This window comes from Hymenobacter gummosus (assembly GCF_003970915.1).
Lineage (GTDB): Bacteria > Bacteroidota > Bacteroidia > Cytophagales > Hymenobacteraceae > Solirubrum > Solirubrum gummosum.
In genome coordinates this window covers 391,867-407,103 of sequence record NZ_RXOF01000002.1, presented here as the reverse complement: position 1 = coordinate 407,103, position 15,237 = coordinate 391,867, and the positions used below count along the sequence as shown (strand labels likewise).

At 65.5% G+C, this 15,237-nt stretch carries 16 protein-coding genes; 6 read left to right on the top strand and 10 right to left on the bottom strand.

Annotated elements, in window-relative coordinates; genetic code table 11:
• Positions 1-345: 345 nt before the first annotated feature.
• The 9 genes from EJV47_RS05110 to EJV47_RS05070 all read right to left on the bottom strand — a co-directional run bounded on the left by EJV47_RS05110 (position 346) and on the right by EJV47_RS05070 (position 7,443).
• Complete coding sequence (locus EJV47_RS05110; RefSeq protein WP_126692051.1) at positions 346-1,260, bottom strand: helix-turn-helix domain-containing protein; 915 nt, start codon at positions 1,258-1,260, stop codon at positions 346-348.
• Positions 1,261-1,336: 76 nt separating this feature from the next.
• Entirely contained in the window at positions 1,337-2,335 is a 999-nt protein-coding gene (locus EJV47_RS05105) for an aldo/keto reductase (protein ID WP_126692050.1), read from the bottom strand.
• Between the two features lie 249 nt (positions 2,336-2,584).
• Positions 2,585-3,469, bottom strand: a complete 885-nt coding sequence (locus EJV47_RS05100; RefSeq protein WP_126692049.1) for a hypothetical protein — start codon at positions 3,467-3,469, stop codon at positions 2,585-2,587.
• Positions 3,470-3,518: 49 nt separating this feature from the next.
• Entirely contained in the window at positions 3,519-4,121 is a 603-nt protein-coding gene (locus tag EJV47_RS05095; protein ID WP_126692048.1) for a TIGR04282 family arsenosugar biosynthesis glycosyltransferase, read from the bottom strand.
• A 132-nt stretch (positions 4,122-4,253) separates the two neighbouring features.
• Entirely contained in the window at positions 4,254-4,778 is a 525-nt protein-coding gene (locus tag EJV47_RS05090; protein WP_126692047.1) for a rhodanese-like domain-containing protein, read from the bottom strand.
• Between the two features lie 33 nt (positions 4,779-4,811).
• The gene (gene arsS / locus EJV47_RS05085; RefSeq protein ID WP_126692046.1) at positions 4,812-5,885 is read right to left on the bottom strand and encodes an arsenosugar biosynthesis radical SAM (seleno)protein ArsS; all 1,074 of its coding nucleotides are present in this window, start codon (positions 5,883-5,885) and stop codon (positions 4,812-4,814) included.
• A gap of 43 nt (positions 5,886-5,928) precedes the next feature.
• Positions 5,929-6,330 (bottom strand): GxxExxY protein, encoded by a 402-nt coding sequence (locus EJV47_RS05080; protein WP_126692045.1) that lies wholly within the window; start codon positions 6,328-6,330, stop codon positions 5,929-5,931.
• A gap of 101 nt (positions 6,331-6,431) precedes the next feature.
• The gene (locus EJV47_RS05075; protein WP_126692044.1) at positions 6,432-6,770 is read right to left on the bottom strand and encodes an arsenosugar biosynthesis-associated peroxidase-like protein; all 339 of its coding nucleotides are present in this window, start codon (positions 6,768-6,770) and stop codon (positions 6,432-6,434) included.
• Between the two features lie 127 nt (positions 6,771-6,897).
• The gene (locus tag EJV47_RS05070; protein ID WP_126692043.1) at positions 6,898-7,443 is read right to left on the bottom strand and encodes a heme NO-binding domain-containing protein; all 546 of its coding nucleotides are present in this window, start codon (positions 7,441-7,443) and stop codon (positions 6,898-6,900) included.
• A 193-nt stretch (positions 7,444-7,636) separates the two neighbouring features.
• On the opposite strand from EJV47_RS05070, the gene EJV47_RS05065 reads away from it, so the two are divergent.
• The 3 genes from EJV47_RS05065 (at position 7,637) to EJV47_RS05055 (ending at position 11,070) form a co-directional block, all read left to right on the top strand.
• Entirely contained in the window at positions 7,637-9,406 is a 1,770-nt protein-coding gene (locus EJV47_RS05065; protein ID WP_126692042.1) for a DUF885 domain-containing protein, read from the top strand.
• Positions 9,407-9,579: 173 nt separating this feature from the next.
• Positions 9,580-9,936: a thioredoxin family protein gene (locus EJV47_RS05060; RefSeq protein WP_126692041.1), complete on the top strand. Its 357-nt coding sequence runs from the start codon at positions 9,580-9,582 to the stop codon at positions 9,934-9,936.
• Between the two features lie 354 nt (positions 9,937-10,290).
• Entirely contained in the window at positions 10,291-11,070 is a 780-nt protein-coding gene (locus EJV47_RS05055; RefSeq protein ID WP_165903624.1) for a YdcF family protein, read from the top strand.
• A gap of 282 nt (positions 11,071-11,352) precedes the next feature.
• On the opposite strand, the gene EJV47_RS05050 is transcribed toward EJV47_RS05055, so the two are convergent.
• On the bottom strand, positions 11,353-12,738 hold the full coding sequence (locus EJV47_RS05050; RefSeq protein ID WP_126692039.1) for an NAD-dependent succinate-semialdehyde dehydrogenase: 1,386 nt from the start codon (positions 12,736-12,738) through the stop codon (positions 11,353-11,355).
• A gap of 192 nt (positions 12,739-12,930) precedes the next feature.
• Here EJV47_RS05050 and EJV47_RS05045 point away from each other — a divergent pair, with 192 nt between their 5' ends.
• From EJV47_RS05045 to EJV47_RS05035, 3 genes are all read left to right on the top strand, one after another.
• The gene (locus EJV47_RS05045; RefSeq protein WP_243651017.1) at positions 12,931-13,485 is read left to right on the top strand and encodes an RNA polymerase sigma factor; all 555 of its coding nucleotides are present in this window, start codon (positions 12,931-12,933) and stop codon (positions 13,483-13,485) included.
• An 8-nt stretch (positions 13,486-13,493) separates the two neighbouring features.
• A complete protein-coding gene (locus EJV47_RS05040) occupies positions 13,494-14,372 on the top strand; it encodes an anti-sigma factor (RefSeq protein WP_126692038.1) in 879 nt (292 codons plus the stop codon).
• A 197-nt stretch (positions 14,373-14,569) separates the two neighbouring features.
• Positions 14,570-14,938: a hypothetical protein gene (locus EJV47_RS05035; protein WP_126692037.1), complete on the top strand. Its 369-nt coding sequence runs from the start codon at positions 14,570-14,572 to the stop codon at positions 14,936-14,938.
• Positions 14,939-15,237: the final 299 nt, after the last annotated feature.

Below are 15,237 nucleotides of genomic sequence, written 5' to 3'. Positions count from 1 at the left end.
GAGGCGAATAAGCTCCATGCCCAGCCGCGTTCGAGGGTTGAGGCAGGAGGTTCGGAGCGGAAATGAAAAGGTTACTGGAGCGTATTGGTCACGCCTCGTTTGGCCTCAGCCGGCGGAAGCACAACGTTCTTTTTATGCGCCTCCCGACTATCAATAGCCGTTTCCCGAACGATGTAGGGACGCATAATTGCGTCTAGTCGTCCGCGCCGCGTGGTTAGTGCATGCTTCAATCGTTCAACGACGAGACGCAACCGGAGGAAGGCGTAGCCAAGGTTGCGTCTCTACACGGCCCCGTCCACGCAGCCACCGACGCGGCGTCAGCACCCGGGCGGCTGTGCCCCGGGCCTACTGGGCCGAAAACCGGAAGGCGGCGGGCGTCAGGCCGGTTTTGTTTTTGAACAGCCGGCTGAAGTACTGCGGGTACTCGAAGCCCAGCTGAAAGGCGGTTTCGTTGACCGTGAGCGAAGTGGTGAGCAGCAGGCGCTTGGCTTTTTCGATAAGGGCATGATGCAGGTGCTGCTGGGTGGTCTGGCCGGTGAGGGTGCGCAGCATGTCGCTCAGGTAGGCCGGCGACACGTGCAGCTCGTCGGCGAAATGCTGCACGGTGGGCAGGGGCTGGTCCTGGTCGTCGCGGGCGAAATAGCCGGTCAGCAGCTCCTCGAAGCGGCTGAGCAGGTCGTGCTCGGCGGCGCGGCGGGTGAGAAACTGCCGGTGGTAGAAGCGGTTGGCGTAGCTCAGCAGGGCATCAATCTGCGAGACGAGCACGTCCTGGCTGAACGCGTCGATGGGCTGCTGGTGCTCCTCGTGCAGCTGCCCGAACAGGGCACCCAGCAGGCCTTCTTCCCGGGCCGAGAGGTGCAGGGCCTCGTTGAGCTGGTAGGAGAAGAAGCCGTAGCTGCCGATGCGCTTGCCCAGCGGGTGGCGCAGCAGCAAATCGGGGTGAAACACCAGCATCCAGCCTTCCAGCGCCGAAGTATCCACCGAGGCATCGGCCATGCAGACCTGCCCCGGCGCGAAAAAGGCCAGCACGCCCTCGTTGAAGTCGTAGATGCGGTGCCCGTAGCGCAGCATGCCCTTCAGGTTCTTTTTCAGCGAGACGATGTACAGCCCGCGCCAGACCGTGCCGCTCACCGGCGGCTTGCGGTGCCGGCCCAGGTCGATGACGGTGAGCAGCGGGTGGGCCGGCGGCGGAAAGCCGAAGTAGGCGGTAAAGTCGCTGACCGAAGCCAGGGTGGTGCAGGGTTGGGCGGCGGGTTTCATGGGCGGCAGTTGACGGTACAGTACAAAGTCGGGGCGCCGTTGGTTACGGCGCCCTGCTTAGGCGGCTGATTGAGGCTCAGAAGCCGGGTGGGTAGGCCGCGCCCACGGCGGCGGCGCCCACCGGCATGATGGCCTCCAGCTCGGCCAGCTCGGCGGGGCTGAGCGTGAGGGCGGCGGCGGCCACGTTCTGCTCCAGGTACTTGCGGCGCTTGGTGCCCGGAATGGCCACCACGTCCTGGGCCAGCACCCAGGCCAGGGCCAGCTGGGCGGCCGTCACGCCCCGGGCCGCCGCCAGCGCCTGAATTTTCTCTACCAGCTCCAGGTTCTTGTAGAAATTCTCGCCCTGGTAGCGCGGAAACAGCCGGCGCGAGTCGTCCGGCTCGAAGTCGTCGGGGGTTTTGATGTCGCCGGAGAGGAAGCCGCGGCCCAGCGGCGAGTAGGCCACGAAGCCGATGCCCAGCTTGCGGGCGGCCTGCAGGGAGCCGGTTTCCTCCACGCCGCGGTCGAAGAGCGAGTATTCCGTTTGCAGGGCCGTGATGGGGTGCACCTGGTGGGCGCGGCGCAGGATGTCGGGCGCCACCTCGGAGAGGCCCAGGTAGCGCACCTTGCCTTCCTCCACCATGCGGCTCATCTCCCCTACCGAGTCCTCGATGGGCACTTCGGGGTCGAGGCGGTGCAGGTAGTAGAGGTCCACGTAGTCGGTGCCCAGGTTGCGCAGGGACCGTTCGATGCAGCGGCGGGTGTAGTCAGGGCGGCCGTTGAGCCGGCCCGTAAACTGCCCCGCCTCGTCGACTTCAAAGCCGAACTTGGTGGCCAGAATGACTTCTTGCCGGCGGCCGGCCATGGCGCGGCCCAGCAGTTGCTCGTTGAGCAAGGGGCCGTAGAGGTCGGCCGTGTCGAGCAGGTTGACGCCCAGCTCCAGGGCCCGGTCCAGGGTGCGCAGGCTTTCGGCTTCGTCGGCGGCGCCGTACACGCTCATGCCGCCCACGCCGCCGGTCATGCCCATGCAGCCCAGGCCTTCGACGGGTACTTCCAGACCCTGGCTGCCCAGGGCTACGCGTTTGAGGGTGTTCATTTGCAGGGATTTTGGGGTGAATGATTACCCTGCAAAGGTTCGGCTCCGGGCCGGCGCCGGCGCTATACAAAACCCGGCTTGTGCAATACAAAACGCAGCCGTCCGCGTCGTAGCGCGAAGCTCCGCTTCGCGTATCCCAGATAGTAATCTTATTCGTCCGGCTGATTTCGTTCTGCGTCTGTCGTTCAGAACACGCGAAGCAGAGCTTAGCTCCGCTGACCTGCGGTTCGCGCTACGTCGCAGACGCCCCTAGTGCTGCCAGTAGGCGTAGCGCCGCTCGTTCTTGAGCAACAGGGTGCGGCCGTCCCAGGCGGTGTGGCGCAGTAGCAGGTGGGGGTAGCGCTGGTCAAACCAGTACACGTTGGCCTTGCCGCGCTCCAGCTCCACCGTCACGCGCCAGGACGGGCGCGGCGCCTCGGCGTCGGCGGCGCGGGCCACGCGCACGCCGGCGCGGTAGAGCTTGGGCTCGGCGGCCTTGCTGGTCTGCTGGGTTTCGAGCACGTTCACCTCAAACAGCGGCTGGTCGTTGAAGCGCAAACTGCGCAGGGTGTAGGGCAGGGCGTCTTCCAGCACGATGTCGCGCGGCAGGCTGCGGCGGCCGGTGCCCTGCCCGTCCCAGTAGGAGTTGTAGCTGTACTGGTAGGCCGTGGCGCTGTCGGTGAGGGCCTTGAAGGTGTTGCCGCACCACTCCTGCGAGGAGCTGGTGAGCTTGTGCAGCTGCACGGGGTCTTCGCGGCGGAAAAACAGGGAGGTGAGGTAGTGGTAGGGGTAATTGTCGGTCGGAATCTGGCAGAACTCGTTGACTTTCATCACCGCAAACAGGTCCGGGCGCTGGTAGTCGTCGGTTTTCACGTCGAAGGCGCGGTTGAAGTCCTCCTTCACCGTGATGATGGTCAGCTCGTACGTCCGCTTCTTCTTGTACACCTCCCGCTCGGCCGCGTAGGTAGCCACTTCGGCCAGGCCGTCGTCCCAGTGCTTGCTCAGCGCCCACTGCCGGTCGAAGTGCCGCTCGATGCTGCCCAGCGAGGAAGGCGGCGGCCCACCTGCCGCGGGCGGGGCCGGCTGCGAGCAGGCCGTCAGGAGCAGTACGGGCAGGGCCGCCGGCAGGCGACGGAGCGCGGCAAAACACAGCATACGAGGAGGCTTCAGGGCAAGGAAACAGCCCCAAAGGTAGCGCCGGGGCTTACTCTCCCCGCTGGCCCTGCCAGTGCTGCCAGTCCTCGGCCGTGTCCACGTCGCGCAGGGTGGGCAGCTGGGCCACCGTCAGGCCCTGCCGGGCGGCCAGGGCCAGGGTGTCGCGCAGCACCGAATCGGTGCTCCACTGCAGGCCCGCAAATAGCGTCGGCTGCGGCTGCTGCAGGCCCAGCAGGTAGTAGCCGCCGTCGGCGGCGGGCCCGAGCACCACGTCGTGCTCGTGCAGGGCGCGGAAGGCCGCTTCGAGAATGGCGGTGCTCAGCCCGGGGCAGTCGGTGCCGATGATGACCACCCGCCGGGCGCCACTGGCAAAAGCCGCGTCGAACGCGTGAGCTATGCGCTGGCCAAGGTCGGCCGCGGTGGGCTGCAGCTGCTGCGCCGTCCCGGGCCAGAGCGGGGCAGCCCCCGCGGGTGGCACCGCCGCCAGCCAGAGCGTGCGGGCCGCCGCCAGCGGGGCCACGGCCGCCTCGGTATGGGCCAGCAGCTGCTCGTACGCCTCCAGTGCCGCCGCCGCGCCCAGCCCGGCGGCCAGGCGGGTTTTTACCTTGCCCAGCTCCGGGTAGCGGGCAAAAATCAGCAGGTGCTCGGTCATTTTAATGTGCTGAGGTGCTAATGTGCTGATATGCTGATGTGCTGATGTGCTAATGTGAGGAAATGTGCTGATGCTGTTCTGCTACTGGCTAATTGGTCATCAGCACATTAACACATTAACACATCAGCACATTCACTGATATGCTTTTTCGGCGCGGGTGAGCCAGGTGCCCCAGAGGGCGGAGTACGGGTGCACGCGCTGGGTGGGGCCGTGGGCGTCGATGAGCGGCCGGGCCTCGTTCGACCACTGGAACAGGCCGCCGTAGAGGTTGCGCACGTCGCGGAAACCCAGGGCCTTGAGCTGCTCGCCGATCCGCTCGGAGCGCACCCCCACGGAGCAGTACACCACCACCGGCTGCTCGCGGGGCAGGTCGCGCACGGCAGCGGCGGTGAAGGCGTCGTAGTCGATGAAGCGCGCCCCGGGCAGGTGACTTACCTGGTACTCAGCGGCCGAGCGGGTGTCGAGCAGGATAAGTGCAGGTTGGCGCTGGCGCAGGCGGGCCAGCTCGGCGGCCGACAGCGTGGGTACGGTGTTCTTGTACAGGGTTTTGAGCAGGGCCGCGTAGGCCGGCGAGGCGCCCGGAGCGGGCTTGTCCTGGGCCGAGCCGCAGCCCACCAATGCCAGCAGCGCTGACCACATCAGCAGAACTCGTTTCAATTTTTAATTCTTGATTCTCAATTTTTAATTGACTCACACCGTCGCGCCGCCGCAGCTGGAGCCCGCGCCGGCGGTGCAGCCGTAGCAATGCTGGTTCAGCACGATGCTGCGCTCCTGCAGGCGCGCGAGGTTGAAGTCGCGGATGTGGCGCGGGGCGCGGGCCTCCACCGGCAGCTCCAGCATCTGGTTGAAGTCGCAGTCGTAGAGCTGCCCGTCCCAGCCCACCGACAAGGTGCTGCGGCACATCACGTTGGCGGCGGCGGCGGGGTTGTAGCCCTGCACCAGCTTGTCCATGTAGGCGGCGTAGTTGCCCGATTCGAGCAGGTAGTCGAGGAAGCGGCTGATGGGCAGGTTGGTGATGGTCAGCAGGCTATTGAACTCCACGCCGTGCTCCCGGCGCAGGCGCTGCTTGAAGTCGCGCTCCAGCCCCGCCTGGGAGCCGGGCAGAAATGCGCCCGAGGGGTTGTACACCAGGTCCAGCGTCAGCCCGCTCCCCTCCTGCCCGTAGCCCACGGCATTGAGCATCTTCAGCGCCCGGATGCTGCGCTCAAACACGCCCTCGCCGCGCTGGGCGTCGGTGCGGGCGGCCGAGAAGTGCGGCAGCGACGACACCACGCGCACCCGGTGCCGGGCGAAGAACTCTGGCAGGTCGTGGTACTTCTTATTGGCCACGATGATGGTCAGGTTGCAGCGCACAATAATCTGCCGGCCCAGGGCCGATACCTGCTCCACCAGCCAGCGGAAGTCCGGGTTCATCTCGGGGGCACCGCCCGTGAGGTCCACCACCTGCATGTCGGGGGCCTGGCGCAGGGCTTCCAGGCAGAGCGCCATCGTTTCGCGGGTCATTATTTCGGTGCGGTCGGGCCCGGCGTCGACGTGGCAGTGCTTGCAGGTCTGGTTGCACATCTTGCCCACGTTCAGCTGCAGGGTGCTGATGCCGGTGGGCCGCAGCGGCAGCAGCCCCGTCTCGCGCAGCTTGCTGCCGAAAGCCGGCCAGGCCGCCCCGCTGGTCTGCGCCGCGTTGAGCACGGTGAGCTGGTACCCGGTATCGGCCAGGGGGTGGTGGCGGCCCGTCAGACTTAATCGCTGATTTGCGCTGATTTCCATGATTTCGCTGATTTCTGACGTTCAGGAGACTAGGATGAGGGTCCTACTTCTGCTTTTGCGACTTAACCAGTCGTCGGTAGCGCAGGCTCTTTTCGCCGAAGTTGATCAGCAGGCCCACTTCCAGCTTGAATGCTTTCAGGTAGTTAATAGTTTGCGCCAGGTGCAAATCGGTCAGCTCGTGCGTGGCTTTCAGCTCCACCAGCACCTCGCCGCCGACCAGAAAATCCACCCGCCGGGAGCCGATGCAGACGTTGCGGTAGTACACGGGCTGGGCAAACTCCTCGTCAAAGGACATGCCTTCGGATTCCATTTCCACAGCCAAGGCCCGCTGGTAGATGATTTCCGGAAAGCCGTTGCCCAAAGCCGCGTGCACGCGCATGGCGCACCCAATAATTTGCCCGGTCAGCGCCGACTGCGCGTACCGTTCATCCACTATTTCGCTCATAACTTCAGTGAAATCAGACAACTAAGTATAATTCAGGCCGACAGCGCCGGCCTGAACGTCAAAAATCAGCGAAATCACGAAAATCAGCGCGAATCAGCGGTTTACATCGAAAGCTCCTTCGCCTTGTTCATCATCTGCACGCTGTGCACCAGGGCGGCGCCCCCTTTGATGGCCACCGCCACGTGCACGGCTTCCATCATCTGGGCCTCGTCGGCGCCCTTCTGCAGGGAGTCGGAGGTGTAGGCGTCGATGCAGTAGGGGCACTGCACGGCGTGGGCCACGGCCAGGGCAATGAGGGATTTTTCGCGCTCGGTGAGGGCGCCTTCCTTGAATACCTCGCCGTAGTAGTCGAAGAACTTGCGGCCCATTTCGGCCTGCCACTCGGTCACGTTGCCGAACTTGGCGAGGTCGGCGGGGTTGTAGTAGGTGTTTTTTTCCATCTCGGAGAAGACAAACGAAGCCGCGCCGGGTTCGGATTGGCGCGGCGACGGGCAAGAAACGCAAAAAACGCGGCTGCAGGGCCACCCGACTGGCTGAACCGGCCGGCGGGCTATCCGAACCCGGCGGCTAGGCCGGCAGGCGGCGCACCCGGATGTGCACGTGCTCCCCGTCTTCGCGGGTGGTGGGCGTCACCTCGATGCGCTCGGCCTCGTCGAAGTAGGTGGCCAGGCCGCGCACGATGCCCACGGCCAGCGCGCCCATGCGCCGCCTTGACACGTACTCCACCACCACCTCATCGGGGGCCACGCGGCGCACGTCGAGCACGGGCGGGGCGTTGTCCTCGTGCTCCTCGCGCACGCGTTTGTGCATCACCTTTTCGGTGTGCTCCAGCATTTCCAGGGTGCGCCAGCCCGGGTCCATCAGCTTCTGGTACATGTAGATGAGGTCGGGCACGAGGTACTCGCCGAATTTCTCCTGCAGCTCGGCGGCCGGGATGCCGGCCATTTCGGCGGCGTGGCCCACCAGGGCGTACATGTGCTCGTCGGGGTACACGTGCTTGTGGTCGAAGTCGATGGCGCTGATACCGGCCGCTTCCACCAGGCGAATCCAGGTGCTGTGGTCGTACTGCGTCTGCACGTAGCGCTTGAGCAGGGTAAAGATGGTGCCGTGCATGAGGGGAGCGAAAAGCTAAAAGTGGGGAATTGCGGGCAAACGGCCCTTTTTACGGTTGAGCTTGGCCGGCGGCTGTATCGGCCCGCCAAACAGCCGCCGGCGCGGCGCGGTCCGGCCGTGCAGCCCGCGGGTACCAACGGCCGTTTTTGCCCCTACCTTCGCCCGTTCGCCGTTTTTCTTCCTACCCTTCCCTATGTCCCAACTTTACTCCCGGCTGCCGCTGCTGGGCCTCGTAGCCGCCGGCGTGCTGGCCGCCAGCTGCCAGCGCCAGACCGACAACGCCGCCGCCCAGTCCTCCCCCGCCGACATCGGCTTCGACCGGTACAAGGAGCGGTTTATCGACTCGCTCTGGTACTACAACCCCGGCTGGGCCTCTTCGCAGGGCTTTCACAAGTACGACGCGGTGCTGGTGCTGCCTACCGCCGGCCGGCGGCAGGTGGAAAACAAGGCCGCCGAGCGGGGCCTGCGGGAGCTGCAGGGCTTCGCCTTCGACTCCCTCTCGCCCAACAACCAGACCGACTACCTGATGATGGTGAACCAGCTGCGGAGCACGCGCTGGTACAACGACACCCTGCGCAGCTGGCAGTGGAACCCGGCCCAGTACAACATTTCGGAGCCGGTGGCCGAAATCCTCAACGGCCGCTACCAGCCCCTGGCCCAGCGCCTGCGCAGCATTTCGGGCAAAATCAACCGCAGCCTGGAGTACTACGCCACCGCCGAAAACAACCTGCAGAACCCCACCAAGGAGCACCTGGAGCTGGCCATCCTGCAGAACAAGGGCGGCCTGGAAGTCTTCGGTCCCGCCCTGCTCGACTCGGTAGCCAAATCCAGCCTCTCGGAGCGCGAAAAGGAGGAGCTGCGCACCCGCATCGAAACCACCCGCCAGGCCATCGGCGAGTACGTGCAGTTTCTGGATAAGGAGTTGCGGCCCCGGGCCAAGCGCAGCTTCCGCATCGGCAAGGCGCTGTTCGACCAGAAGTTCCGCTACGACATCGTGGCCAACGCCTCGGCCGACGAGGTGTACCAGCGCGCCCTGCGCCACAAGCGGGAGCTGCTGCAGGACATGGCCGTGCGCGCCACCCGCCTCTGGCCCAAGTACCTGGCTGGCCAGCCCCTGCCCGCCGACACGCTCACCCGCATCCGCGAGGTCATCAAGCAGCTCTCGGCCAAGCACGCCACCCAGGCCGGCTTCGTGGCGGCGGTGCGCCAGCAGATTCCGGAGCTGGTCAAGTTCGTGGACGAGAAGAAGCTGCTGACCCAGGACCCCACGAAGCCGCTGGTGGTGCGCGAGACGCCGCTGTACATGCGCGGCTCGGGCGCGGGGGCTTCGGTGTCGGCGCCGGGGCCTTATGATAAGGGGGCCGATACCTACTACAACGTGGAGCCCCTGGACGGGCAGCCGGCCGAGCAGGCCGAAAGCTACCTGCGCGAGTACAACCAGTACACCCTGCAGATTCTGAACATCCACGAGGCCATTCCGGGCCACTACACCCAGCTGGTGTACGCCAACCGCTCCCCCAGCATCATCAAGGCCGTGCTCGGCAACGGGGCCATGATTGAGGGCTGGGCCGTGTACGCCGAGCGCATGATGCTGGAAAGCGGCTACGCCGGCGGCACCGACGAAATCTGGCTGATGTGGGACAAGTGGAACATGCGCGTGACGCTGAACACCATTATCGACCACCAGATTCAGACCGAAAATGCCCCGGAGGCCCAGGTGGTGCAGCTGCTCACGCGCGACGGATTTCAGGAAGAAGCCGAAGCCCGCAACAAGTGGCGCCGCGCCACCCTGAGCCAGGTGCAGCTCAGTTCCTACTTCACCGGCTACAGCGAAATCATGGCCCTGCGTGAGGAAATGAAGCAGAAGCTGGGCAAGGACTTCGACCTGAAAAACTTCAACGAGCAGTTCCTCAGCTACGGCAGCGCCCCGGTGCGCTACATCCGCCAGATGATGCTGCGCTAGGCCCGCGCCGGCCTAACGGTCGGCCTTGTTTGCGGCGCCGCCACTAATTCAACCAGCCCGCCGGTCCGGCTTTCTGAAGCTGCGCCGACGGGCTGGTTGTTTTCCCATTCTGGGCCAAAAGCGCCACTAATTCGTACAAGGCCAACTCCCTCTTTTCCCGATCCAGCCGCCGCATGAAAGAAGCCCCCCGCCAGCGCGTCCACGACACCAACGACGAAGGTCTGCGCCGCCTTACCCACGAGCACCTGAAGGTCTTCGCCAAGTTTACCTCCGCGGGCTGCGCTATCTGCGAGCAGCTGTCCCCGCCCTTCGGCAAGTTCGCCGACGACGAGGCTTACCAGCCCATCCTGTTTCTGCGCCTGGATTCCGACGAAAACCCCGTGGCCAAAAAGCTCATGCAGGAGCGTGTGGCGCCCTTCTTCGTGAGCTACTGCCAGGGCCAGCTGCTGGAATGCGACTCGCTGACTACCGAGGAAAAAGTGCGCGGCATGCTCGACCGCCTGCGCGCCTTCGTGCCGCTGGTGCGATGAATGATTAGGTGATTAGGTGATTAGGTGCCTACGGCCGCCGCATCAATCAGCACGTCATCCTGAGCGCAGCCAAGGACCTTCCTCTAACCCCGCACCGCCGCTGATGCCAACGCCCTGACGTTTTCGGCTAGCGCAGTCTTAATAGCAGCCGAGCTGCTAACTCCCAATTGCTTAGGCAACGCTTTTACTGTGCTGCCGGAATTGCGTCTGAGCTTGGATTTTAACGTCGGTGCAGGGTGCGAGGAAGGTCCTTGGCTTCGCCTTCCTTCGGTTCGCTGCGCTCAGGATGACGTTCTATATTCATCCGGTGCCCGTCCACAAAATCCGTGTCATCCGTCAAATCCGCACAAATCCGTGATTTTTGCGGCCGTGTTCTTCCTGCTCTCTAAGGTCCTCGATTTTCTGCTGCTGCCGCTGGTGTGGCTGCTGTTTCTGCTCGTAGCGGCCCTGCTCAGCGGCCGCCCGGCCCGGCGCCGCGGCCTGCTGCTGGCGGCGCTGGTTCTGCTGCTCGTCGGTACCAACGGGGCGCTGGTCAACGAGGCCCTGCTGGCCTGGGAGCTGCCGCCGGTGCCGCCCGCCGCGGTGGGCCACCGGCCGGTGGGCGTACTGCTGACGGGCATCACCCAGGTCAGCAAGTCGCCGCACGACCGGGTGTACCTGCAGCACGGCGCCGACCGGCTCACCCATGCCTTGTGGCTGTACCGGGCCGGCCGCATCCGGCGCATCCTGATTTCGGGCGGCTCGGGGGCGGTGCGCGAGGTAGCCCACACCGAAGCCCGCGACCTGTATACCCTGCTGCGCCTGGCCGGCGTGCCCGCCCGCGACCTGCTGCTGGAGCAGCGCAGCCGCAACACCCGCGAAAACGCCCTTTTCACCAAGGAGCTGCTCCACCAGCAGGGCCTCGACACCACGGTGGTGCTCATCACTTCGGCCTTTCACCAGCGCCGCGCCCTGGGCTGCTTCCGCCGCGTGGGCCTGCACCCGGTGGCCTTCCCCGCCGGCTACTTCAGCACCGACCGCAGCCTCGCCCCCACCTACTGGCTCATCCCCGACGCCGACGCGCTCAGCCGCTGGAGCCTGCTGCTGCACGAAATCAGCGGCTACGTGGTGTACCGGGTGCTGGGCTACGCTTAAGAGCGTAAAAGGGTGTGCGAGCAGGAGTTGCTGGAACAATGAATCCGTTCGGGAAGTCCTCAGAACGTCATGTCGGGCTGGTCGAGACACCTCGCTCGGACGGTAATCTTCTCGTTGAATGATTGAGTTACTACCTGGCATCAGCACGCGAGATGTCTCGACCAGCTCGACATGACACGTCCTAAACAGGTTCATGGTGAAATAGCGTAGCCTGTTTCGCTTAGGCAGGTTGCGCGAGCAGGGCTTCCACGTCGCCCGAATGTCAACTCACCAGTTCACCGCTTACTCCACCTTCTTCGCCTTCGGGGCCACCCATACCGACTTCTGGTTCACAAACTCGCGGATGCCCAGGTAGCTCAGCTCCCGGCCGTAGCCCGACTTCTTCACCCCGCCAAACGGCATTTCGGGCGAGGACTTGACCAGGGCATTCACGAACACCGCCCCGGCCTCAATGCGCCGGGCCAGCTCTTCGCCGCGCCGCGCATCTTTGGTCCAGATGGCCGCGCCCAGGCCGAAGCGGGAGTCGTTGGCAAGGCGGATGGCGTCGTCGGCGTCCTTGGCTTCGAGCACCAGCGCCACCGGGCCGAACAGCTCCTCCGCGTAGGCCCGCTGCCCGGGCTTCACGTTCGACAGAATCATGGGCCGGAACAGGGCCGTGCCGGGCGCCGACTGCCCGCCGAACAGCTCCACCTTCGCGCCCTGCTTCACCGAGTCGTTCACCTGCTCGGTCAGCTCGTCGGCCAGGTCGGGGCGGGCCAGGGGGCCGTACTGGGTGCTGTCGAGCAGCGGGTCGCCGGTGCGCAGGGCCAGAAGGTGGGTTTTCATCTGGTTGATGAACTCGCGCATCACCGGCTTCTCCACGATGAAGCGCTTGGCGGCAATGCAGCTCTGCCCGGCGTTGATCATGCGGGCCTGGGCGGCCGTCTTGGCCGCCAGTTCCAGGTCGGCGTCGGCCAGCACGATAAAGGCGTCGGAACCGCCCAGCTCCAGCACGGTTTTCTTGATCTGGGCCCCGGCCGTGGCGGCCACCTGCGCCCCGGCCGGCTCCGAGCCGGTGAGCGTGACGGCCCGCACCCGGTCATCCTCGATCAGCTTGCCGACCACTTCGGTGCCCACCAGCAGCGCGCGGAAGGTGGCCGGCGGAAAGCCCGCGTCGTGGAATATCTTTTCCAGCGCCAGGGCGCACTGCGGCACGTTGGAGGCGTGCTTGAGCAGGCCCACGTTGCCGGCCATCAGGGCGGGGGCGGCGAAGCGCACCACCTGCCAGAAGGGGAAGTTCCAGGGCATCACGGCCAGCACCACGCCCAGCGGCTCGTGGCTGATAAAGGAGCGTTGGGCCTCGGTTTTGACTTCTTCGTCGGCCAGGAACTGCGCGGCGTGCTCGGCATAGTGCTCGCAGCAGAGGGCGCACTTCTGGGCCTCGGCGCGGCCATCCGTCACGGGCTTGCCCATTTCCAGGGCCATGAGGCGGGCCAGCTCCTCGGCCCGCTCGCGCAGCAATTCCGCGGCGCGGCGCATCAGCCCGGCGCGTTCGGCAAAGGAGGTGAGGCGCCACTGGGCCGCGGCGCGGTGGCTTTGGGCCAGAATACGCTCGACCTTGGACCAGGCGAAGGGGCGGAAGCGGCGCAGCACGCGGCCGGTGTACGGGTTGTAGGACTCGATGGGCATGGGCAGAAAGTGCAAAACGCGGGGCAACGGCCCGGCTTCTGGTACGTACGTCAGGAGGCTTCCCCTCGCGGTGTATAACCGGTTTCGGGCGGCCAGGGTTGGCCTCGGCCGCTTTGTCGTCTGCGTTTTGTCCTTACTTTTGACCAGCCCGCCCGCTTACACCGCTCCTGGGTGGGCCCCACAACCAACCCCGTGACCAGTTTGCTACCCGAGCCGCCCCCCCTCGCCGAAGAACAGCTCGTAGCCCGGCTGCGCGCCCAGGACGAGGCTGCCATGACCGAGTTCTACGACCGGTATTCGGCAGCCCTGTACGGCGTTATCCTGCGCATCGTGCGCAGAGAGGAAGAAGCCGAGGATGTACTGCAGGAGGGAATGGTTAAGATCTGGCATTCGTTTCAGAGCTACGACCCGTCGAAAGGCCGGTTGTTTACCTGGGTGCTGAACGTGTGCAGAAATTTAGCCATTGACAAAATCCGCTCCCGCCAGTACCGCGTAAGTTCTCACAGTCAGCCGCTAGACGAGAGTCCGGCCGAGTACCAGCCCGCCGTGGATTCCTTCCGGCCCGAGCACATCGGGCTGCAGGAACTTACGCGCCAGTTGAACCCGGACCAGAAACAGATTGTCGACTTGCTGTATTTCGAAGGCTACACCCAAAGTGAGGTAGCCGAAGAGTTGAATCTGCCCCTGGGAACCGTGAAAACCCGCGCCCGCGCCGCCATCAAAGTCCTTTCCAACCTGATCCGTTAAGCTGAGCTGTGAACATCGAGGAATACATCGAATCAGGACAACTCGAGCTGTACGCGCTGCAGCAGCTCACCCCGGCCGAAGCGGCCGAGGTGGAGCGGCTCGCGGCTGAATACCCGGCTATCCGGGCCGAGCTGACCCGGGTGCAACGCGCCCTGGGCCTGTACGCCGACGCCCACGCCGTGACGCCGCCCGCCGGCATGCGCGAACGGGTACTCAGCGGCTTCCAGCAGGCCGTTCGCCAGCAGGCCGAAGCTCCGGCTGCCGCGCCGCAAGCTGCCCCCGTTGTCCCGCCCGCCCCGGCCCCCGAGGCCGTGGTGCGCCCCATATCCGCCCCCGCCCAAACCACCGCCGGCAGCGCTTTCCGCTGGCTGGCCATTGCCGCCTCGGTGGCCCTGCTGCTGAGCTTGGGCGCCAACTGGCTGCTCTACGCCCGCCTGCAGGACTCCCAGCACGAGCTGAGCCTGGCCCAGGCCCGACAAGAAACGTACGCCGCCGGCATGCAAGCCGTGGAGAAGCGCCTGGCCACCCGCACCTCGGAGCTGGGTGTACTGCGCGACGAGCAGTTTCGCACCGTGGTTATGACGGGCACGGCCCAGGCCCCCGGCGCCCGCGCCAAGGTTATGTACAACCCTGCCACCCGCGCCGTGTACGTCGACGTGCACAACCTGCCCGCCGCCCCCAGCGGCAAGCAGTACCAGCTCTGGGCCCTCGACAAGAGCAAGCCCGTGGACGCGGGCATGCTGAGCCAGGCCGCCGCCGCTGGCGACAGTCTGCAGCGCATGAAGGACATTGCCAGCGCCCAGGCCTTTGCCATCACCCTGGAAGACGAAGGTGGCCACCCCACCCCCACCATGGCCGCTCTCACGGTGATGGGCCAGATGCTCTAAACCCGCCTTCGCCGACACACCTCCGAGCCTGAGCCGGGCCGCTGACCACAGCGGCCCGGCTTTTTCGTAAACGACAAGAGTGGGCCGTTGGGCCGGGGCGGCGCTTGCGGAAAACTCCGGGCGTTGGTTACCTTTTGGCTTGGCGCCGGGCTCCGCCGCCAAGGTTTTTATTTCTCATCACGTACGCCGCCCTATCCATGTCCGACGAAGAGCTAGAGCAGAGCCTGGCCCGCGCGCACCAGGCCATCGATATCATCCGCAACATCATCCGGCCCTACTCGGAGCCGTTTTCGCCCGAGGAGCGGGCCGGGCTGCGCCGGTTGCTGGCCCAGCCCGGCCCCAGGCTGGTAGGCCCGCCCGCCCCCGATTCCGACCTCGGCCGGCTCTACGCCCAGGTCCGGCAGCTGCACGCGCAGATGGAGGGCGTGGGGGAGCTGGCCGCCGTGCAGCAGCAAATGGCCGATCTGCTGCTGGATGTGTACGCCGCCCTGCTGGCCCAGGTCAGTCAGCGCTACGGCGTGCCGCTGCCCGTGCAGCAGTCCGTGGCCCTGCTGCTGGCGAATTAGCCGGGAGTGGCGGCAGCTGGAGCCACGTCGGTAGCCGGCAGCACGGAAACCCGTTAGCCGCGCTGACGTGTGGCACCGTGTTGGCGTCCTGGGGCCAATGCGGTATCGAACAGTCCTGCCTACTCGCCTGCGGCTCATCGCGCTCCACAGGTCGGCGGCGCCAAACAGGTTTTCGCGGCGGGCTATCCACCAACTTTAGTTTCTATCTGCTCCGCGACTAGGAGCGCGGCTACCATCCGCCTACCGCCGCGTAGTCTGGGCCAAAGCCAGCGGGGCGTCGCTTCCGTATCTTGCGCCCC